Source organism: Ruegeria sp. AB9, assembly GCF_056542585.1.
Genome location: NZ_JBQGAA010000001.1, coordinates 1 through 18398 on the forward strand (window position 1 = coordinate 1; position 18398 = coordinate 18398).

27 protein-coding genes and 1 pseudogene are annotated in these 18398 nt (G+C 54.6%); 2 read left to right on the top strand and 26 right to left on the bottom strand.

From position 1 onward, the window contains the following. The 25 genes and pseudogenes from ACR0K5_RS00005 to ACR0K5_RS00125 all read right to left on the bottom strand — a co-directional run. Positions 1-406 (bottom strand): annotated as a pseudogene (locus tag ACR0K5_RS00005) (hypothetical protein); the annotation flags it as partial. After that, positions 406-720: a phage head closure protein gene (locus ACR0K5_RS00010; protein ID WP_480627688.1), complete on the bottom strand. Its 315-nt coding sequence runs from the start codon at positions 718-720 to the stop codon at positions 406-408. The pseudogene ACR0K5_RS00005 and the gene ACR0K5_RS00010, both read right to left, overlap by 1 nt. Then, on the bottom strand, positions 720-1133 hold the full coding sequence (locus ACR0K5_RS00015) for a DUF3168 domain-containing protein (RefSeq protein ID WP_480627689.1): 414 nt from the start codon (positions 1131-1133) through the stop codon (positions 720-722). Before ACR0K5_RS00015 ends, ACR0K5_RS00010 begins: the two co-directional genes overlap by 1 nt. Beyond that, positions 1130-1582: an HK97-gp10 family putative phage morphogenesis protein gene (locus ACR0K5_RS00020; RefSeq protein ID WP_480627690.1), complete on the bottom strand. Its 453-nt coding sequence runs from the start codon at positions 1580-1582 to the stop codon at positions 1130-1132. Before ACR0K5_RS00020 ends, ACR0K5_RS00015 begins: the two co-directional genes overlap by 4 nt. A gap of 34 nt (positions 1583-1616) precedes the next feature. Further along, positions 1617-2087 (bottom strand): hypothetical protein, encoded by a 471-nt coding sequence (locus tag ACR0K5_RS00025; protein ID WP_480627691.1) that lies wholly within the window; start codon positions 2085-2087, stop codon positions 1617-1619. Positions 2088-2210: 123 nt separating this feature from the next. Continuing rightward, a complete protein-coding gene (locus ACR0K5_RS00030) occupies positions 2211-2600 on the bottom strand; it encodes a hypothetical protein (protein WP_480627692.1) in 390 nt (129 codons plus the stop codon). Between the two features lie 104 nt (positions 2601-2704). Continuing rightward, positions 2705-3289 (bottom strand): head-tail connector protein, encoded by a 585-nt coding sequence (locus ACR0K5_RS00035; RefSeq protein WP_480627693.1) that lies wholly within the window; start codon positions 3287-3289, stop codon positions 2705-2707. Next, complete coding sequence (locus ACR0K5_RS00040; protein ID WP_480627694.1) at positions 3290-3472, bottom strand: hypothetical protein; 183 nt, start codon at positions 3470-3472, stop codon at positions 3290-3292. It lies immediately after the preceding gene. A 45-nt stretch (positions 3473-3517) separates the two neighbouring features. Next, the gene (locus ACR0K5_RS00045; protein ID WP_480627695.1) at positions 3518-4789 is read right to left on the bottom strand and encodes a phage major capsid protein; all 1272 of its coding nucleotides are present in this window, start codon (positions 4787-4789) and stop codon (positions 3518-3520) included. A 104-nt stretch (positions 4790-4893) separates the two neighbouring features. After that, on the bottom strand, positions 4894-5541 hold the full coding sequence (locus tag ACR0K5_RS00050) for an HK97 family phage prohead protease (protein WP_480627696.1): 648 nt from the start codon (positions 5539-5541) through the stop codon (positions 4894-4896). Then, the gene (locus ACR0K5_RS00055) at positions 5498-6715 is read right to left on the bottom strand and encodes a phage portal protein (RefSeq protein WP_480627697.1); all 1218 of its coding nucleotides are present in this window, start codon (positions 6713-6715) and stop codon (positions 5498-5500) included. The genes ACR0K5_RS00050 and ACR0K5_RS00055 overlap by 44 nt, the downstream gene beginning before the upstream one ends. Positions 6716-6720: 5 nt before the next feature. Next, positions 6721-8568 (bottom strand): terminase large subunit, encoded by a 1848-nt coding sequence (locus ACR0K5_RS00060; RefSeq protein ID WP_480627698.1) that lies wholly within the window; start codon positions 8566-8568, stop codon positions 6721-6723. Continuing rightward, positions 8474-8827: a hypothetical protein gene (locus tag ACR0K5_RS00065; RefSeq protein WP_480627699.1), complete on the bottom strand. Its 354-nt coding sequence runs from the start codon at positions 8825-8827 to the stop codon at positions 8474-8476. Before ACR0K5_RS00065 ends, ACR0K5_RS00060 begins: the two co-directional genes overlap by 95 nt. A gap of 168 nt (positions 8828-8995) precedes the next feature. Beyond that, positions 8996-9283 (bottom strand): HNH endonuclease, encoded by a 288-nt coding sequence (locus tag ACR0K5_RS00070; protein ID WP_480627700.1) that lies wholly within the window; start codon positions 9281-9283, stop codon positions 8996-8998. 1683 nt (positions 9284-10966) lie between these two features. Further along, positions 10967-11191 (bottom strand): hypothetical protein, encoded by a 225-nt coding sequence (locus tag ACR0K5_RS00075; RefSeq protein ID WP_480627701.1) that lies wholly within the window; start codon positions 11189-11191, stop codon positions 10967-10969. A gap of 3 nt (positions 11192-11194) precedes the next feature. Beyond that, positions 11195-11869 (bottom strand): hypothetical protein, encoded by a 675-nt coding sequence (locus ACR0K5_RS00080; RefSeq protein WP_480627702.1) that lies wholly within the window; start codon positions 11867-11869, stop codon positions 11195-11197. Then, a complete protein-coding gene (locus tag ACR0K5_RS00085) occupies positions 11866-12081 on the bottom strand; it encodes a hypothetical protein (RefSeq protein WP_480627703.1) in 216 nt (71 codons plus the stop codon). Before ACR0K5_RS00085 ends, ACR0K5_RS00080 begins: the two co-directional genes overlap by 4 nt. Further along, positions 12081-12725: a hypothetical protein gene (locus ACR0K5_RS00090; RefSeq protein ID WP_480627704.1), complete on the bottom strand. Its 645-nt coding sequence runs from the start codon at positions 12723-12725 to the stop codon at positions 12081-12083. The genes ACR0K5_RS00085 and ACR0K5_RS00090 overlap by 1 nt, the downstream gene beginning before the upstream one ends. Before the next feature lie 5 nt (positions 12726-12730). Then, on the bottom strand, positions 12731-13603 hold the full coding sequence (locus ACR0K5_RS00095; RefSeq protein ID WP_480627705.1) for a hypothetical protein: 873 nt from the start codon (positions 13601-13603) through the stop codon (positions 12731-12733). Beyond that, entirely contained in the window at positions 13600-13860 is a 261-nt protein-coding gene (locus ACR0K5_RS00100) for a hypothetical protein (RefSeq protein ID WP_480627706.1), read from the bottom strand. The genes ACR0K5_RS00095 and ACR0K5_RS00100 overlap by 4 nt, the downstream gene beginning before the upstream one ends. Then, positions 13857-14057 carry a hypothetical protein gene (locus tag ACR0K5_RS00105; RefSeq protein ID WP_480627707.1) on the bottom strand — a complete coding sequence of 67 codons (201 nt, stop codon included), beginning with the start codon at positions 14055-14057 and terminating at the stop codon, positions 13857-13859. Before ACR0K5_RS00105 ends, ACR0K5_RS00100 begins: the two co-directional genes overlap by 4 nt. Then, positions 14054-14626 (bottom strand): MT-A70 family methyltransferase, encoded by a 573-nt coding sequence (locus tag ACR0K5_RS00110; protein ID WP_480627708.1) that lies wholly within the window; start codon positions 14624-14626, stop codon positions 14054-14056. The genes ACR0K5_RS00105 and ACR0K5_RS00110 overlap by 4 nt, the downstream gene beginning before the upstream one ends. After that, entirely contained in the window at positions 14626-15834 is a 1209-nt protein-coding gene (locus tag ACR0K5_RS00115) for a hypothetical protein (protein ID WP_480627709.1), read from the bottom strand. Before ACR0K5_RS00115 ends, ACR0K5_RS00110 begins: the two co-directional genes overlap by 1 nt. After that, positions 15831-16346 carry a hypothetical protein gene (locus ACR0K5_RS00120; RefSeq protein ID WP_480627710.1) on the bottom strand — a complete coding sequence of 172 codons (516 nt, stop codon included), beginning with the start codon at positions 16344-16346 and terminating at the stop codon, positions 15831-15833. Before ACR0K5_RS00120 ends, ACR0K5_RS00115 begins: the two co-directional genes overlap by 4 nt. Continuing rightward, complete coding sequence (locus ACR0K5_RS00125; RefSeq protein WP_480627711.1) at positions 16343-16693, bottom strand: hypothetical protein; 351 nt, start codon at positions 16691-16693, stop codon at positions 16343-16345. The genes ACR0K5_RS00120 and ACR0K5_RS00125 overlap by 4 nt, the downstream gene beginning before the upstream one ends. Positions 16694-16899: 206 nt before the next feature. On the opposite strand from ACR0K5_RS00125, the gene ACR0K5_RS00130 reads away from it, so the two are divergent. Continuing rightward, positions 16900-17511 (top strand): type VI secretion system-associated protein TagO, encoded by a 612-nt coding sequence (locus ACR0K5_RS00130; protein WP_480627712.1) that lies wholly within the window; start codon positions 16900-16902, stop codon positions 17509-17511. Positions 17512-17513: 2 nt separating this feature from the next. On the opposite strand, the gene ACR0K5_RS00135 is transcribed toward ACR0K5_RS00130, so the two are convergent. Next, positions 17514-17948, bottom strand: coding sequence for a hypothetical protein (locus ACR0K5_RS00135; protein WP_480627713.1), 435 nt, complete (start codon positions 17946-17948; stop codon positions 17514-17516). A 204-nt stretch (positions 17949-18152) separates the two neighbouring features. Between ACR0K5_RS00135 and ACR0K5_RS00140 the strand changes: the two genes are divergently transcribed. Continuing rightward, positions 18153-18386, top strand: coding sequence for a hypothetical protein (locus ACR0K5_RS00140; RefSeq protein WP_480627714.1), 234 nt, complete (start codon positions 18153-18155; stop codon positions 18384-18386). Positions 18387-18398: the final 12 nt, after the last annotated feature.

An 18398-nucleotide genomic window follows, 5' to 3' on the forward strand; every position in this document is an offset into this window, starting at 1 on the left:
CGACGCTGATCCGGTTCTGTTCGGCGACAAACGTCCATTCCTGAAAGCTCTGAAGCCCAAGGCCGGATCGCTTGGCTTCATCTCCGATCGAGGCGATGCCTTTGACTGTTCCAGCTATGTTGCCGGTGAACTTGGAAAACGCCGCAGTGATAGCTCCGCCAACCAACCCGCCAATCATCGCCTTGCTGAAGACGCCAATCCTCGTTGTGCTGGCCGCCAGCGCCCGGTTGATGTTCGCCGTGGATCGCATCATGTCCGCTTCCATGGCGCGCGTGGCTGAGCGCGAACCCCTGGACAGGCGTTTGTATGACCGCGTTCCAGTGCGTTCGGCCTTTTTCATTTTCTTCTCGAAATCCGCAACGCGGGCTTCAAGCTGAACAACGAGTCTTTCTTCAGTTTCTGGCATCAGTCCAACGCCTCACACCTGATTTCGAGGCCGTTGCGTCGGCCAATTTCGACCAGGCCCTTGATGTTGTAATCTGCGCCCCGGAACTGAACCCGATCCGCCGCCGTGATGTCTTGAACATAACGAGTCCGGAAGACGATGGTTTCGCGATCATTGGCACCTTGCGAGTTGATGTATTCTTCGGCGGATTGCTGGACAATCTCAGCGCGTAGCCGCTTATGATCCGACCACGTTTCAGTCGGGGTGCCGAACTCATTGGGCACGGTCGCAGATCTTTGAATACGAATGGTGTTAGTCAGTTTTCCTGCCCGCATCACGCCACCTCCGCAACTAGAATTTCGATGGTTACAATCGCGTGCGAGGTTTCCCCGTCAGGATCGCGCACGGATCGCGTGCCCGCGACCTTGATGTCTGCCGCGTGAAAGCCCGGATCAAGATCGATGCGAGTCCATTGCAGAGCGTTGCGGATGGCCCCGCTGATGCGCTTCACCCCTTCAAGCGAGGCTTCCTTTTTCCAGACATGGACCGTGTGATAGACGCGACTGTGCTTGCGCTTCATGGATGTGCCAGCATCCACCACCTGACATTCACCCAGCACGATAGACGGGCTTGGTGCTGGGCGTTGATTGCGATCCAGAATGTTTGCCGCAGGCACAAGGTCAGTGACGGACTGTGTGGCCACGAGGCGCGCGCGGATGGCTTTTTGAGTGGTGAGATCGGGTGTCACTTGCCAGCCTCCCTCACAGCCTTGGAGATGGCGCGTTTGATGCGCCCTGAGGCGCGCTTGCGAAAGAGACGGACAGACGGCCAGAAGAACGGTTGAGGGTCGGTTTTCGTGGTGCCGTATTCTACAAGGTGCGCATAGCGAACATCCTCGTTGCCAACGGTGACAACGGCGGCGTTTTCAGGAACCTTGAACGATCCGCCGGGTTGCGAATAGGGTGGCGTGGTTTCTCCCGGGCCCGTCACTTCGATACTGCCCTGCAAATCGCCGGTATCTTCGGGAACCAGTGCTTCCATAGCGTCTTGCATCTCGTGTGCAGATTGCAGCAATGCAGGCCTGACTGCCTTCCGAACCTCCTTCGGGATTGCGTTCAGGCGCCTCTGAAAACTGGACAGCCCGCCATCTTTCAAAACGTATACCCCCGGTATTCGTTGATGATCACCGCATTCCACGTCGCCCGTGGACCACAGTTAAATGGGAACGCCATCAGGCTGCGTCGACTCGCGTGATTGCCGTTTCGATCCAGAGCGAAACATTTAGTTTCATCACGTTGTCGGCACTGTCCACAGCCTCGCTTGCGGAACCGACCTTGACCAGGCAGTACCGTTCAGACGGCGTGCCGCCGGAGGGCGCATCGTTGAAAACGACCTTGATGGCGTAATCATCGATCGTTTTTTCAGCGGCGATCAGCGCGGCCTGTCCGGCATCGCCATAATCAGCCCCGAAAACAACTTCCATCGTGCCGCCATCGCGGGTGCCCTTGGCACGCCGCGTCCGGTTGTCGGACAAGGATGCGAATGTGATTTCATTCGATGTGTCGCCCAGGGAACCGAGGGTTTCGAGTTCACCACATTCCACATAGGACAGCGCCTGATATGCCGCGGCATCAGCAGGCTCAGAGGTTTGCGCCGTGGTGCAGAAGAACAGCTTTGTGCCGTTCGATGCGAAAATCGTCATGATACGATCCTTTCGTTGCATAAAATTGTGATGGAGTGGCAGTGCTAATTGAGGAACTGCTAAGTGGCACAATCACAGAGCAATGCCCTGCTGGTTTGTTTTGAGGTGCCAATCTCGTTTCGATCAACTCGGTCCTCGAAACACAGCGCGATTGGATGCAAAATCATCGACCTGAGCCTGCACCCACGTTGCAGCGGTTAGCAGACGGATCACGTTGGCTTGAGAAAATGGGATTTGCTCGCCGTATTCCTCGATTTCCCAGCCCAGAACGCACGCGGCCAGGCATTCGATGCGCAGTTTTTCCCGTTTCTCGGCTGAGACCCTACCATCTGGGTATGCGACCATGGCCATGTTGTCCGCGAGGGCCAACTTAGCGCGGTTTTGGGTAGAACTGTCCGGTCCAGCCACTCGCAATTTGATGCCGGTAGGCTCGCCGGTCACAGGATCGACCAGTTCCAACTCACGGCCGCGATCCTGATCCTGCGCGGCAGCTATAATTTCATTCAATTGCATTATCGATCTCTGCGTCTGTGTGCTTCCATTCCGACGGAACCACCGGGGACTGCGTCGCGAAAACCGAAAGCCAAGCTCTCGATCAATCTAACGTCCATTGCTGTTTACTCCCCAATCCAACTACGGCGATTGAGGTTGATGAGGTGCATGGCACCAAAAGGAATTTCCTTGCGCTTCACGTCCGTGCTTGCGGTCGGCTGCTCAAACCATTCGGCGGCAACCATTAGTATCGCTTGACGAAGACTGGGGTGCCTGGCTAGCGCACCACCAACCGTGAATGTAACGGACAAAGCGTCTGGACGGCGCGCCGTTTGTGGCCATGCATTGCCACTGGACGGTTCCAACCATGCGTCGGAGCCATCGTCGTACAGGGTGAAGTCTCCGACGTTTAGCGACTGAGCCGCGTCATTCACATCGAAGTAGTCAATCGAAACAATGCTGGTAACTGGATACCGCGGTAGATAAAATCTCTCTCCACGCAGGTTTTGCGCAGATATCCTCCACGTTTGATCAGAAACAGCGTATCCACTCATTTGCTCGACCATCGAACACGCGGACGAGACTGTTCGGATCAAAAGAATGTCGTCGTCATCCTCGGTGATACGAAGCTGGTCCTTGACTTCTCTCAGGCTGATCGGAGACGTCGCGGCTGCTGCAACCAATGACAGAAGGAAATTTTCGGGAAGCATTTATTTCGCGTCTCGCGTTTCGCTGACACGCTTCTTGGTCGCGGTCTGCCGCGTTTGCTTCACCACAATTGCGTACTTAGCCTTAACCAGGCGCTGCCCTTCATCGTCGGAAACATCGATCTCGTCACCTGGAGCGACGGAAACAGTTGGACCGGACATACCGGTCAGCATCTTGATTTTCATTCTGGCCTCCTTGGAATGGCGGGACCGAAGCCCCGCCGATTGGCTTTAGGCCATGATCAGGTGTTTGATCGCGGCAGTGTCACCGAGTTCACCGTCAAAACGGATCAGACCAGCGATGCCCAGATCTGGCCAGAACCGCTCACGCAAGACGCCGATTGCTGGGGCACCGACGCGGCGCACAAAGTACTTGCCGAAATCACCGAACAGCATTGGCTTGAGGCCGGTTGCAATGTTCGGCATTGCCTGGTTCACCTCGTAGCGATGGCCCAGCAACGTGCCGGGGGCCCCCTTGGTTACATCGCCCATCTGCCACAAGTAATTCCCATCGCCATCTTTCAGTTTCCGCACAGCTGCCAGAGTCGTGTCATTGAACATGAAGCGTACATTCGGGGACATCCGATAGGCCGGGTCCACAGAATGCTGAAGGTCGATGATCTCATCCGCAGCCAATGCAGACGCGGACGCAGCAGATTTGCCCAACGTGGAGGCGGTGACAACTCCATTAGGAGCACCTGATCCGGATCCAACCGTAAGTTGCTGGTTGGCAACCCGACCAAGGCGCTCGCCAAGCAGTTGCGCCAGGAGTGTTTCAACGTTGAATGCAGAGTCCTGGGCCAGTTCCATTGAAAAGCGCACAAACTCAGTATCAAACACATAGGCATCCAACGACTTCTGACCGATTGTGACGTCCTTGCCGCCATCATCTGTCAGAGCCTGACCTTCGGTGTGTGCTTCCGCAGTCACCGCCGTATCATCGACTGTTGGGATCTTGATCGGATTTCCCGAAGAAGTGTCGAAGGTCGTGGTGATACCAGTGTCGTACATTGGGCCCCACATAGCCATGGATTTGACGATCATGTCAGCCAGCTCGGTCGGAACCAGGAAGCCGCCAGCAGTGGTTGTTCCTGCCGTCTGAGCCCGGGTTTCAACCGCAACCGTACCCTGGCGCAGCAGAGCCCGCTCTTCACCGCTCATCTCGCCCATGTCGCCGCCACGTTTCAGGAAGTCGTGAAACACATCGCGATACTGAAGTTCATCTTCTTCCTCCTGGCCACGGGCTTCACCCGGCTTGGGAAGCGGACGTTTGTTCTCACGCTCTTCTTCTTCGGCCTCACGCACCCGACGCTCTGCCTCTTCGACTTTGGCTTCACGCTCGATCTGCTTTTCGATCCTGTCAAACTCTGCCATCGCGGCGTCGTGCTGAGATTCCAACTCTGCAGCGCGGGCTTCATCGGTTTCATCGTTGATTTGGTCGAGGCGCTCGCGAGCTTCTTCAGTGATACGCGCTTGCTTTTCGCGCAGTTCCTTGATGGACATAATGTCTCTCCAAGTAGAGCCGTTAAAACGGCTGTGCTTGGGCTTCAGCGCTCATCGCCTCAGCTTTACTCCGGAGACCCGGGTGCTCACCTGAAAAGGTGGTGTTAAGATTGATTTTGCCGGGATTTCATTACCCGCGTATCAATGCCAAGTTTCATCGCACGACGACGCGCGGCGGCATTGAAATTCTCTCTTTTACGCTCTTTGCGCGCCTCATCCAGCGAACGCAAAGCAACCTTGGTGCCGTCATAGGCGGGTTCGCTGACAATGCTGACCTCATATAGATCAACTGCCATGATGGTCCGCTTCGGTTGGTCCCCGGTTTCATCCCACTCTTCTTTGGTGACACGAAAACCGAAAGACATGCCGCGAATATCACCGCGTTCAATGAGTTCTCGGGCGTCCCGACCGTCGGTCGTATCCGGCAAGTCGATTTCTACAGCCAGCCCTTTGTTGTCTTCTTCGAGCCGGAGTGTTTTCGAGGATTGTCGACCCAATACTCGATTTCTGTCGTGGCCAAAGTAGGCCAGTGCGTCAGATTCCTCCAAGGTGTCCTTGAAAGCTCCTTGAGCAATTTCTTCAATGAAGTACCCACCAATATCCGAGGGTTCACCAAAGACCGCTGCGTACCCCGCAACGGTCATCTTTCCATCATCGTCCGCGCGCTGCTCTACCGGTAGAACGACGGAGCGGACTTCTGCTTTTTCATCAGGCATTTTCGTCTCCTGCATTCTGCCCTTCAGTTGATGCACCCAACGGCACAGTTGCCCCCTGCATGAAGAGATCATCTGCGTTCGGGTTTTCGTGCGCAGGCCGATTTGACAGTTCGCGGCTTTCATTTGGTGTTATCTGACCGGTCATCACTGCCTGTGCCAAAGCCTCCATTCTGCTCTTCAGATCTCCACGCAGCAGACCATCGAGGTTGTGTTCGACATATCGGCGGCGGGTTCTGCCGTAGATTTTGAGGCTCATCTCTCCTTCGAGAGCCTTAGCCCATTGGCCTATCAGGTGCTTCACGAGATGAAGGTCTTGCTGCTCGGCATTTGAGAATGTCGCCCGTGAAAGATCCTGCAGGAACACTGGCGGCAATTGGTACGCACGAGCAATTTCCTCGGTTTGCAACCGCTTGGCTTCGACCATTTGACCTTTTGCCGGATCGAAACCTACCTGCTTGATTTCGTGCCCCGGTGGGATCGGGAACACCGGCTTCTGCGACTGTTTCGCCGTTTCAATCGCGCGCATCATGTCGGACATTGCGCGCTTCAGGCCATCTGCCCCGCTTGGCAATGGGCCAACGAGCGCGAGCGGAGGAACACCGCCGCCAGCGAAGAAATTGGCGCTGTAATCGCTCATAGCAATAGAAAGCTGGATGGCTTTCGAGGCTACCTTGATCGGGCCGTAGTGTTCTATCTGGTTCGCCTTGAGCGCAAATGGAACATCAATGATATCCCCCGCCGGGTACTTCTGATCCCCCACATGGTAGTCGAGTTGCATCCCTGACCGGACAATCCGCACATCAGCCGGGTTCAAGGGCCACAGATTTATGACCTGACCCTCTTTTCTCTCGATCCACGCCAGACCTCGGCCGCATGTGAAGACTTGTTGCCAAAAGTATTGGCGAAACTTGTAGGAATCCATAAAGTCGTTGGCCGTCGTGTGGACGGTATTGGCCGTTACCGTCGTCAGCTTCTTCGGTCCGTCGTTTGATTTTCGGTACGCATGGAGCGGCAGGCTCGCCAGTGTGCGCGACAGGAATGTTACCGCGGCCCAAACCGGCATTACGGACAGTGCACTATCGATCGTGACATTCGGCAAGCCAGCAGAAGTGACGCCAAATAGTGCAAGGAAGTTATCTTGGCTCACCGGAACAGAGATCGTTTCGGCTGTTGGTCCCCGCTTTTCCTTTGATCTTAAAAAATCAAGCATCCCCATTACCCCACCAATGAAAAATCTGGATCATCCCATGGTGAGACAATCTCAGCTTCAGTTTCTCTCGCCGTTGCAGCACCAACTGCCATCGCGAGGGCAACAGCCATGTCAATGCGTCGTGCAGCCTTGTGTTTCGTAAACCGCCGCAAATCTGCTGGCGAAGTGTCGAATGTCGCGCCGGAAACCGCAGACCTCAGAGCAGGATTCACATGAACCCGAATTCTCTGTTCAAAAATAAGCGTTTCCAGTTCATCCACCGATCCCGGCATCCACAGCGTGATTTCCTGCCCGTCAGGGGCTTCTCGCTTTCGCTTATTCCAACCCTGCGGGTGATCCAGCATCGGCAGATCAGCCCCCAAATCCCCCACTACAGCTTCAAAATCGGCAATCAGATAATTGTCGTAAGCGACAAACTCAAAATCATACGCCGAGCTGTCTTCGATCAGGTCAGTGGCGACATAATCCAATCGTGTCTTTTTTCCGGGTGTTGCCGTGATGAACCCAGCTTCCGACCACAAATCATAGGGCGCTCCGTCTTTTTCAGCGCGCGCCTTCATTGTGTCCGCTGGCGTATACCCATGAACAAATGCCGCGAATTTGGGATGCCCATCATCTGTGAAACCATCTTCGAAAACCAGGGCCTTCGCCGTAAGGTCGGCTTTCGCCGACAAGTCCAATCCGGCAAAAGCTCTCTTATCCTTGAAGTCTTCGATGTTGAGAGTGTGATCCTCAATCGCTTCCCACGCAGCCCGGCTAATCCAAGCGCTTTCAGCGTCAGTCCATTCACAGAAATGCAGCCGCCTGATACCGTTAGCCTTCGCCGCAATATCCCGCGCCTGCTTTACCTGAATTCCAAGATAGTCCTCAGTTATTGTAACTCCGAGTAGTGGGTTTGCTTTGATCCAGCATGACGGGTCTTCAAACGGGTCTTCACCTTCGTCCAGCGCACAAACATAGGCGAAGGTGGTATCGTCCTCAACCTGTTGTGCCGCGACAGCGACAGCGTGTTGGCGTTCCTGCCAGCAGATGCTTTGCCGATTTGACCCGCTATTAGTGATCATCACCAGCAGTGGTTGTTCCCGGAACTTGAAACCACGTTCAAGAGTCTCAATCACGCCGCCGTCAGGGTGTTCGTGAATTTCGTCGCAAAGCGCAAAGTGGGGTCGCGGTCCCGAACCTGTCTTTTTCGTCTCTCGCGATACAGGCCTGAAAAATGACCCGCTCTTCAAGTGAGCTAGGTTGTATTCTCTGCCCGGCCCGCCGCTTCGGCGAATATTTGAGTCCAGAGATGGCGATTGATTTACCATTTTGACGGCATCCGCAAACAAAATAGCTGCTTGCGTTTTGTCCGCGCCAGCGCTGTAAACTTGGGCACCTGCTTCGCCATCAGCAACCAAGCCATATAGCCCGATCGCCCCAACCATGGGGGACTTGCCGTTTCCTTTTCCTTGTTCGATGTACGCCCTACGGAATCGGCGCTTGCCGTCTTTTTTGCGTTTCCACCCGAACAACGAACCACAAATAAATTTCTGCGACACGTGAAGCTCGAATGGGATTCCTTCGAATTGCCCCTCACTGAGACGGAGCACCGTGCGGCAGAATCGGAAGAACCGCTCGGCCGCATCCGCGTCAAAATAGAACCCCCGATCCCCCGCGGTGTGCAGGTCATCCATGTGACGCTTACAGGCGTCCCGGACGTGCGGACCCGCTACAATCTCCCCCGCCTCAACGGCCCTTGCATAGGCCGTTACCTCGTCAATTGAGGAATTCGCCTGCCGGGTCATCGTCGTCATCACTTTGAGCAGGCACCATAACCTTGCTGCGCGCTGCAGGTGTGGCGCCCATTGCATTAAGAATTTGTCGCATCTCGGTCATGGCGGTCAGCGACAGCGATCCTTCCTTCATCTTGGCCCGAATGCGGCAGGCCATCTCAAGAATCACGCGATCTGATGCGCCGAGCCAGGGCATTTCAGTTACAAACTGTTTCCAAGCCTTTTTCTCTTCCCGGTCTAGATAAGGCGGTGCAGCTCCTATCGGAGCAACTTTCGGATCGGATCGATCCTTGAAGCGCCCGGCATTCTTAGCAACCGCCCCTGTGATTTTCGCCACGGCCTGCGGCTGCCTTGGTCTACCGCCCATCAAAAAACCTTTTCATTTTGTGGATATGCACGTTTTCCTCCCCGCGCCGGTCCCCAGGTTGGTACATGGAGAAAACCGAATACCCCCCCTTTCCGGGAAGGCGTATATACATTGCATGTCATTTCCATTTGATCGCATTCATTTCAGAGGCCACCCGTCAATCCCAACAATCTCTCTGCTTTTGCTTTCCGTTTTTGTTTTCTCAGAATGACAGTCGCGGCAAATTGCTTGAAGGTTTTCAGGATCATCCGTCCCGTCTTGAGACTTAGAAGTAATATGATCGACTTCTGTTGCAGGCGTAGCTCTACCCAGCTTCCAGCACGGCTGGCATAAGTATCCGTCACGTCGAAGGATCGAGGCGCGCAACTTAGTCCACTGGTACCCGTATCCGCGTTCATGTCGGCTGGTTCTATGCCATCCGGGCATTTGCTCTGCTCATTGCCGAAAGCCGTTCTCAGTCGACGCGGGGTCTGGATCAATTGGATTCATCGCCGTGGCTTCATTACAAAACTATGCCCCGTTTCCTCTTTCAGACGGCGGTCGATGCTGTCGGACGAACCCCCAAGAACCCGGGCGCCTACCTCGGCAGTGCACTGGATTACACAATCAACTTAAGCTGTGCCAATTCGATATCGACCTTGGGCGGCCACCTTTGTTCTTTGCAGTGGTTTTCTTACGGGGTGCCATGGTTTTTCGGTTCTCCCGTGGTTCAAGTGACAAAAAGAACGCATGTGCCAAATTGCACATGCGGCCTAAGGCATCGGGTGAAATAAGTCGGTTGTGGGGGCTCAATCGACCAAATTGATAAGCACTAGGACGAAGAATGATGAATACACGGAAAAGATTAGTCGGGCTGTTTTGCCTGGCACTCACTGTCACTGCAAGCCAGGCATACGCGGCTCAATATCAACTGAAATCTGCGAACAGGTCTGGCGACCACGATGAAAGAATCCACGCTGTCTATGGAAGATACGATGACTGCGCTGTTGCCAAGCGATATGAACAGTCAAAATACCCACAGCGTTATTTCTGGTGCAACGCGATCGACTAAACCAGTTCACTACTGACCACTTCTTTTCAGATCGAAGTGGTGAGACGGGCGCACCTGCTGCCACTGGTGTACCCGTCTCTGCCCAAAGCCAAGTGCTGGTAAGCCCGAGGGGGGATTGTCCCGGAGGATATTGGCTTTGGATAGGTTAAACACGGCGGTCAAACATGCATTCCATTATGCCAGCCGCCTAGGTTCTACCTACACTGGCTACCGTGTGTTAATTGAGCGCGGGCCGGTCGCTAATCCGGCTAGACGGCCTTCCGAGGACGCCCTTTTCACCACCGAGGGAATCCGTCCTTCTCAGCGTGCAGGTTATCGTATCCGTCTCTGCTGTTTCGTGCGTGTCTGCTTTCCACGCCGCCGCGCTCAGGAGTGTGTGCTGATAAGCATCCTTCCGGGTAGCTTCCGCCATCGCACGCAATGGACGGTTGCAACGGAGCACACACACCAAAGAGCGGTTTTGTGAGAGGGCACCGGAACGCCCCCTCTCAAGGCGGCTGACTTCTCGACTCCGGCTGTGAGTCAGCAGACCATTGCTAAAACGTCAGCTTCCATTTGAATGAATGCCAGGCTTTCCCTAGCGAAATGCATGATTGCCTCCCAGAAAGAAAAAAGCGCCGCTACATCTAGTAGGGCGCATCTTCTGATTAAACCCTATGTAGAATCCTGAGGACTCCTTTGCAAGGATTTTTTGAAGATCACGAAGATTATCGCGGTGGACTGTTCAATTCCTTCCTCATCTGAACGATGTAAAGTTCCAAGACTGCTATCGCTCCACCCCAAGTGACCGGCGGGGGAGTGGATCCTATGCTCTCTGCCACATCTTGAGGCGACATTCCTCGCATTCGACACCAATTGACGTGTTCGAGGGCTTCATCGAACGCAGACATTGAATGGTCGTTTTCGATCATCTCTGGATCGGGTCTCTTATCCTGAGGCGGCCGTGGTCTGCGTGGTAGTTTGGCTGGGTAGCGGGTGCTACCATCAACCTGCCAAGCCTGTTTCGCTGCTTCGTTTTCCTGTGACGCTATGACTTGAGGACTAAGCATATCTGCACCTCAAAATGGTATGTTATCGTAGGTGAATTGATTCATATCGATGGGCTGGGCTGATGGCTTTGGAGCCTCGAAACCACCAACCGATTTCAAGACAATGAACTGTTGGCCGGGGTTTTCCTCTGCGAGGCGGCGGGCCTCTGCGTCAGCGCTTTCGCGTGACTCGTGCATGTGACGAGGATTGCGACCGTTAGGGTTCCACACAAACCAAAATTTACCTTGTTCCATCTTTCACCTCACTTTCACGATGCCTATCCTTTGGGCATCTATTCCGTACTCCTGAAATGCGCTGTCGATTGCCTCCAGGGCATCGACCAGCGCGGCCTTGAGTTTCTGGGATTGCTGCTTGGGGACACGGCGCAATTTGGTGTCCTTGTTTTCGACCCACCAACCGAAGCGCATGGCCACCTCTGTTAGGTCGAAGCCATGCACACAAATCGGATCAACCAGGCTCTGTGCCGTGATGTTATTATGTGCGCCCGTCCGGTATTTGCGGCTGTTGACCCGGTGGCGGATGACCGGAAGGGCCTTCATGCACCGCTGCGCGATGTCCGCGATCTGGCGGGCCTCGATCATGGCCGGGGTAACGCCACCCCCTGCCCCATGCTTGCCGCCGTCGACGGACTCCTGCGCGAACGTGTTGCCGTGACCCATTTCCGCCAGCTGCACGCTACCGCCATAGAGGTTTCCGACCGCGCGCAATTCATCATCAATCGTCAGCCGGGCAGACATGATGAACCGGGCGTCGTTTGAGTGGTCCAACCATGTCAGACGCTCTTCCTTGTCTTTCGATCCACCGGGTTTTCGCTCGTAAAGAACCTGTCCGGGCACGAATGACCGACGGGCACCACCTGCCGTCATTCGCCGCATAAACGCAGCTTCTCGCTTATCCGGCTTTTTTGTCACCGCCGCCGCTCCCCATACTGCTTCGTCGCCTCGTTAACGAGCGCCTGACGCGTCCAATCATCCAGAACCGTATCCGGATCGATCACGATGAGGCCGAGCCTTTGCCATGCCTGCCTGTAAGCCTCGTGATTGCGTCGATCCGCTTCCGCCCCGGTTGGCGGTTCAGCGTTCGCCATGCCGTAAATCGAGCTTATCCGGGGGTGTCCGCGCATCAGCTCGCCTTCTTTTCTTCGAAGTCAAAACCGGCGGAGGCTGACTTAGCCTTGTTGCCGTCGATCAGGTCATCCTGTCCACTGAGGCGACGAACTGCATCCTCGTGGATTCGCTCCCGACGGGCTCGTTGATTAAGGGCGTAAACTTCGTCGTATTGCCGTTTTTCGGTCTCAAAAAGACCAACCCGGTAACGGTTCAGATCGACATCATCGATCAAACCGCGATGAACCAATTCGGCGGCGTTTTGACCGTAAATCCAAAACTCCGGTACTGCCTCACCCGATTTAATGCGTGCAGCGTTGATCTCGTGGGGCGTTCGAGGTTTGGTAATGATATCCTCATCATCGAGATCAATTTGTTCGAGCGCCGCGCCCGTCGCAGTGAGTAAAATCTTGATGGATGGCCAACCACGAGCCCCATGCCGGCGACGGACCTGCTGGCCAATGCGCGTCAACAATATGTTGAACGAAGCATCTCCGATCGATGACGGGATTTCCCGATTGACGTCCCCGACCATCAAGTTGATCTCATCTCGGATCCGAACATCCGAAAGGTGCGATGGGACTTCGTATTGTCTCAGCATTCCATCGACGTCGTTGTACAGAAATTGGAAAATCCGGGCTTCGCGGTCTTCGCACTTCAAGGCCATCAGTTGCCCCCTTTCTGGTGCTCAAGGAAGGAATGGCTTCCCTGCGGAAACAGGTTGTTCAGCCGATCGTCAGAAGTGACTTGCGGCGCGCCGCCGCCCTGCATGAGGCCGTCCAGGCGCTGGTCCGAGGTCATCGCAGCGTTGCGGGCATGGGTCTGGTCATCGGTCCAGCGCTCTTTGTTTAGCCAAGTTGCAAAGTGTGGAATTTTGTCCTTGGGGGTGCCTTTCACGCAGCGAATGAACATCCCTAGCGGCTTTGCAATTTCATCAAATTCGAGCTTTTTCCGCGCTTTTTTCCAAGCTATGAGCGCATCCTTTCGACTCACTTTGCGCGGGTAGTATTCCCAAACCTGATCGAACTCTTCCTCCAAGAGCTTTTCTTGTTCGCGCTTTGGAGGCATTCGAACAACATTCGGATCATCACCAAAATTAAACTGACCAGCCCCCTCTGGGGGGTTGGGGGGATGTTTACCAACTGTGTTTATAACTGGTTTACTATCTGGTAATGGTCGGCCCTCTAGGGCAAATGTGTCTGCCCCTGAGGGCAAATCGGTCTGCCCTGTAGGGCAAATGCAATCGCCCGCTACGGCATACCATTTTGTCCGGTCGCGAGCGTCTTTGTTGAAGTTTCCAACCTCAACTAGCCCTTCTTCTTCGAGCCTGTCCAAAGCCGATCTTATTTGCTTCGGCGAGAGGTATGGGAAAAGGTCCTGAAACGCACTCAAGCTGTTGAAAGTCCAAGCCTTATTGTCGTGCATGTTTTTTTTGTTGGCAGCGTTTTTTTCACACCACCATTTCAGGTTTTGGAAGATGACCGCAGCGTTGAGCCCGACCCGTTCTGCAACCTGTGGATCAAAAGAATGGCGGCTCAATGATACACCCTCCAAACGAGTTCTTTGTCATCGACGAAGAAATTCACTCCCTTGAGACGAAGGGAAAATATGGCCTCAGATGTGTCACGCTGAGTAAGCCGACCGTCGGACTGAATGACGCCCATTGGACCACGAAATTCTTGATCTTCAGGATATCCGGTAAGCAGACAGAGAATTCGAAACTCAACGTGCGAGATTTTCGGGCCCATCTCTTTCAGGATGGCCATGCCTTCGGAAGTAGATAGCTGTTTGCTCATTTGCTCACCTCAAGGGCTTTGAACAGCGTCAGAGCCTTTAGATCCGCGCTGTAGTTTTGGGGTCTTTTCTTGGAAAGCTTGCGGTAGAAGGCGATCCAGCCGTCCAGTTCAGACAGCGGGTATTCATTCGTCCACGTCGTCTTTTCGTGGCGGTATTTGGTCCCGCAGGGGCACATGGTAACAACGGCTCGGCTCATGCTGCCACCTCGCCGAATTTACCGACCTCGTTGCCGAAAACATCCCACCCGGGACGCTCCTGCCTACTGAACAGTTCAAGCCGTTGAACGTCACCACATAGCTTTTCTGCCGCCTGAAACGCTTCCTCTGGTTTGCGGGAGTGTTCGCGCGCAACGCCTTCAATCAAAGACCTGACAGAGTTTGAGGTTTGGGGTCGCCCGATCGTTCCAATCAGGAACGGCTCACCCGCGCTTCGAAGAACATAACCCGTTCCAAACACCTGTCGCCCACTAGCGGTTTTCTTCGACCAATGGCCGGCGGTTTTATACGCAAACCCCCAAGCTTTTAGAACTTCGATCGCTTCGGGCAACATTGGGTTGGTAGCCCATAACCACAGCACGCAGTTATTCGCGGCGAGGTGGCCTACCGGTAGTTTCTTGATCCGTTCTTGATCCCAGCATTCATATTGAGATTTGGCGTTCTTTTCATTTCCACCAACAGACCAATTCTCAAAACTCCAGGGCGGATCAGCCATGATCAGGCCATATCGGAACAAGGGGATCTGGTTGAAATCGGTGAAGACAGCCATCAGTGCACCACAAACGCTATGGGCCGGTCAGTGGCCCAACACGCTCCGCAATTGCCGCAATGGATTGATCCTCGGGTTTTTCCCCGGAACCTGGCTTTCTCGTCATTGCTTGCCAGCATGGAATACCGCTGTTCAGGGCAAACCAGGGCGTCTCCGATGGTTTTGGCTGCAGTTGGGAAATCGACCGTGAAGGAGCCCCAGAGGCCGCTTGTGCCGCTCGTGCGGATCATGAATCGGTCAGGGTAGACATCCCGTAGTTTTTCGATGGCGTCGCCAATCTCAGTGCCAGGTTGACGCGCTGTGAAACCAAACACTGTCAGGTTCTCGTGGGTATCCAACAGCTCAGCCCAGAGGCACACATATTCGAAGCTGTAAAAGTCACCGAGAACATGTAAGCGGATCAGAACGTGGTCGTTCTTTTCACAGGCGATTGCGACCTCTTCGCGCAATTGGCTTTCCAACTCTGGACCAGCGGTCCAACGCCGAGCGTGATCCATGGAATTGCCGTAGCAAGATTGCCAATGTCGGCAACTACGGGGACAGGTCGCGCGCTCTTCCAGCGTCAGCGTCGCGATGTAGGCCCCTTTAAGACGGCCAACCAAAACGTCCCCGCCGATCTTGGAGTTATTGGCCCCATCTTTCAGTACCAACTCTTCACCATCAGGTGTGAAAACCCGATTTGGGAACCGAGTTCCTTCAACCGAGGCCGGGAGGATGATCGATGGTTGCCCCATCGGAACCGGAGCAGTCTTAAACCGGCGGCGGTCTTTGACTTTCTTGGCTTTCTTTGCCGCGCGCTCAGCCTTCGCAATTGCCGCGGTATCCCCGCCTGATCGAGGCTTGCGCTTGCGGCTGATCTTAACACCGAGGATACTGACATCGTTATAGATCGTGGATTTTGGAACGGACTCCATCTGTGCGACTTCACCCGCCGATTTACCCTCCGTAACGGCGCGGGCCACCCGTTCACGACGCGCGGCAACCTTCGGATCGGGGGCCTTGCCCCGGTTTTTGCTGTAGAATTGTGTCGTTGACCTGCCAGCCCTCGCTTTGGCGGCGTCCTGGTCGACGTACACCACACGGTTTTTCTCGCCGTCCCACTTCATTTCATGGTTTTGGCCAGAGACGCCTTCGGGGATCTTCTGAAGCTTCCCCTCGGCTATGGCGTTATCGATCAGGGCGCGATCTTCTGGTGACAGGTCTTTCATCCAGTCCTCCGAGATAACAAAGACCCGCTCTGGGCTGCATAGCTGGGGCTCATGTGGACGCACATGGTCTCCCATACGGACCCCGCGTCGGCTTCGTCTTGGGTCTTCGGATTCCACCCACGTGCGCGACACATGTTCCAAATGGCAGCTTTTCGGGCATCCCTGCCCGAACGCTGAGCACACCCGAGGAAGGTGACATCGATGTGAGAAACCTCATGCGTCTTGCATGGGATTTTCTTGAGCGCCGCCCAACTACGAACGTTGAAAATCAATCCCATAAGAAGTTCGTTTTGGGACTTCCGGTGGTGCTTCGCCTGAACCGGCGCTTCGATACCAATGGCTTGAACGCCGTGGGTTTCGATCAAACGATAGGCCAACTTGAGCAGCTTGGCGCCGCGCTCCTCATGTGGGAGCCCGCGGCCAAGATCCTCGGTCCAGAATTCCGGTTTCTGCCCCAGTTTCCCAAGGCAGACTCCGGTTTGCGTGGCAATGTCGAGACCCGCGACGATCATTCGCTCATTGCCCCTTCCATACCCTTGGTCTCAGCTTCCGCCTGATCGACCAGATCACCCATGGTCTGAGACCACTTTGCAGACCACATGGCCTGGTACATCGGCTGGAAAGACCGCATGAAATCCATCAATTTGTCATCAGACATGCCATCAATGCGTTCGATCATTGAAAGCGCGTCTTTGTGGCAACCCAACTGCTCGGCAGACGTCTTGCGCAAATGACCCAGCGCAGACGATGCTTCGGAACTCGACTGCTTCTTGTTGTGGATACGCTCCAGTTCTTTTAGCAGCTTGTTAGGGTCCACCTCGATCAACTGGTTATCGATCTTCGTCGTGTCTTTGGGCATTGTTCGTACCTTTCAAGAAAAAGGCCCCAACCGCGCTAAGCGGTCAGGGCAGTTGTCCAACAGGGAGTGTCCGTGCATTCCCCGGCACGGTCGGGATGTCGCAACCAGTGATTGAGCCATTGAATGGCCGCAATTCTGTTGATTTTATCGGAGCAGATTCGAACCAGATCGGCACATTTTGCCGAAACCATACCTAGGAAAACCTTATGAAGACGCTGATTTCTGCCGCTGTCGCGGCAACCGTTATGTCCTGCGGCACGGCATTTGCCTTGGAAGAATGCGCTGCGATTGACAACGATCTGGACCGCTTGACTTGCTACGACAAAGCCTCTGGCCGCACCCCAAAGACAGAAGTCAATACCGTTCCGACAGGAGATTGGTTGGTGCGGAAGGACAAATCTGATTTTGAAGACACAACGGACGTCTTTGTGTCGATCCGATCCAATGAACCAGCCCAATGTGGCCGCTTCGGCTCCCCTCAAAAAGCAAACCTGATGATCCGGTGCATGGAGAATACAACGTCCATCTATATCTCCACCAATTGCCACTTGGCGTCTGGTCATGGCGGATACGGGATCATCGACTACAGAGTTGACGACAAACCGGCTGGCGATCGTGATTTCGAGGCCAGCACTGACAACAGTGCGCTTGGCCTTTGGCGCGGAGGGAGTTCTATTCCATTCATTAAGAAACTGATCGGGTCGGACCGCCTTCTCATGCGCTTTACGCCGTACAGCGAGTCCAAGACGACGGTCGAGTTCAAAACGACTGGGCTTGAAGAAGCCATCGCACCGCTGAGAGAGGCATGTGGCTGGTAGCGTCATGATCCGGCCTCGATACGAGTACGAGCACGCTCAAGGGCTTCTATCGCTTCGTCTATCTCGACCAACGCCTGGGCGTCGTCTTTGTCGCAATTGGATTGTTGAGCCGAAAGAATTGCGCTGACAGCTTCCCCAGCTTCTTTACTGATCGCGCCGGCATACATGATCATCGAACCGCGAGCTGTTCGCTCATCCGGGTTCAAACGGCGCGCCAATAACCGAGTTACCGGGTGGCATCCGCAGGCGTCCTCAAGCGCGACAACATCATCCACCGGCCAGCCGTGCTGACCTGACAGGCGCTTTGACAGGGTGCCTTTGTTGACACTTTGGCCGGTGCGCGCATTGATCGCCTCAAGCGCGGCATCCAGGCAACCGAACCGCCCGTCGATCATAGCCGACATCTGCGCGTTAATGACTTTCCGCCAGTCAGCCATGAAAAACCCCGTTTCCTTGGTGACTTACCGAGAGCAAGCCATGTTCAGGGCATGTTCGTGAGTGATTTGAGTACGAAAGAAATTGCATGTGGGAGTTCATGCCGACCCTCCCACATTCCGCCCGGGGCGGAGCAAGGGTTTACACAACCCCTGCTCCGCTTCACCTTCGGTTGCGCGACCAAACACAATCGAAGGAATTACCAAGTGATCAACTATTACAGACACGTCACCAAGTACGGAACTTGGATGATCGTCCCTGAAAATTACCTCTGGGAAATTTACTGGAACGATCACAGCATCGGCCATGCAGACACTGCTATCGAAGCTGTGGAGAAGTTGACCGGAAACGATGTCAACTGGCCGAGCGACCAATTCACGGTCAACGATTGCGCGTTTCCTACAAGTATCAAGGATTGGGAAATTGTTCGTCATCGCTAAATCAAATCTTTC

What these genes read in the sequence shown, in the direction of transcription:
- ACR0K5_RS00075 (WP_480627701.1), bottom strand. Translation starts at nt 11,191, where the DNA reads ATGGAACAAGGTAAATTTTGGTTTGTGTGGAACCCTAACGGTCGCAAT.
- ACR0K5_RS00030 (WP_480627692.1), bottom strand. Translation starts at nt 2,600, where the DNA reads ATGCAATTGAATGAAATTATAGCTGCCGCGCAGGATCAGGATCGCGGC.
- ACR0K5_RS00045 (WP_480627695.1), bottom strand. Translation starts at nt 4,789, where the DNA reads ATGTCCATCAAGGAACTGCGCGAAAAGCAAGCGCGTATCACTGAAGAA.
- ACR0K5_RS00025 (WP_480627691.1), bottom strand. Translation starts at nt 2,087, where the DNA reads ATGACGATTTTCGCATCGAACGGCACAAAGCTGTTCTTCTGCACCACG.
- ACR0K5_RS00085 (WP_480627703.1), bottom strand. Translation starts at nt 12,081, where the DNA reads ATGCGCGGACACCCCCGGATAAGCTCGATTTACGGCATGGCGAACGCT.
- ACR0K5_RS00125 (WP_480627711.1), bottom strand. Translation starts at nt 16,693, where the DNA reads ATGCCCAAAGACACGACGAAGATCGATAACCAGTTGATCGAGGTGGAC.
- ACR0K5_RS00010 (WP_480627688.1), bottom strand. Translation starts at nt 720, where the DNA reads ATGCGGGCAGGAAAACTGACTAACACCATTCGTATTCAAAGATCTGCG.
- ACR0K5_RS00055 (WP_480627697.1), bottom strand. Translation starts at nt 6,715, where the DNA reads ATGCTTGATTTTTTAAGATCAAAGGAAAAGCGGGGACCAACAGCCGAA.
- ACR0K5_RS00135 (WP_480627713.1), bottom strand. Translation starts at nt 17,948, where the DNA reads ATGGCTGACTGGCGGAAAGTCATTAACGCGCAGATGTCGGCTATGATC.
- ACR0K5_RS00110 (WP_480627708.1), bottom strand. Translation starts at nt 14,626, where the DNA reads ATGGCTGTCTTCACCGATTTCAACCAGATCCCCTTGTTCCGATATGGC.
- ACR0K5_RS00060 (WP_480627698.1), bottom strand. Translation starts at nt 8,568, where the DNA reads ATGCAATGGGCGCCACACCTGCAGCGCGCAGCAAGGTTATGGTGCCTG.
- ACR0K5_RS00130 (WP_480627712.1), top strand. Translation starts at nt 16,900, where the DNA reads ATGAAGACGCTGATTTCTGCCGCTGTCGCGGCAACCGTTATGTCCTGC.
- ACR0K5_RS00040 (WP_480627694.1), bottom strand. Translation starts at nt 3,472, where the DNA reads ATGAAAATCAAGATGCTGACCGGTATGTCCGGTCCAACTGTTTCCGTC.
- ACR0K5_RS00035 (WP_480627693.1), bottom strand. Translation starts at nt 3,289, where the DNA reads ATGCTTCCCGAAAATTTCCTTCTGTCATTGGTTGCAGCAGCCGCGACG.
- ACR0K5_RS00120 (WP_480627710.1), bottom strand. Translation starts at nt 16,346, where the DNA reads ATGATCGTCGCGGGTCTCGACATTGCCACGCAAACCGGAGTCTGCCTT.
- ACR0K5_RS00070 (WP_480627700.1), bottom strand. Translation starts at nt 9,283, where the DNA reads ATGCCCGGATGGCATAGAACCAGCCGACATGAACGCGGATACGGGTAC.
- ACR0K5_RS00115 (WP_480627709.1), bottom strand. Translation starts at nt 15,834, where the DNA reads ATGAAAGACCTGTCACCAGAAGATCGCGCCCTGATCGATAACGCCATA.
- ACR0K5_RS00100 (WP_480627706.1), bottom strand. Translation starts at nt 13,860, where the DNA reads ATGAGCAAACAGCTATCTACTTCCGAAGGCATGGCCATCCTGAAAGAG.
- ACR0K5_RS00105 (WP_480627707.1), bottom strand. Translation starts at nt 14,057, where the DNA reads ATGAGCCGAGCCGTTGTTACCATGTGCCCCTGCGGGACCAAATACCGC.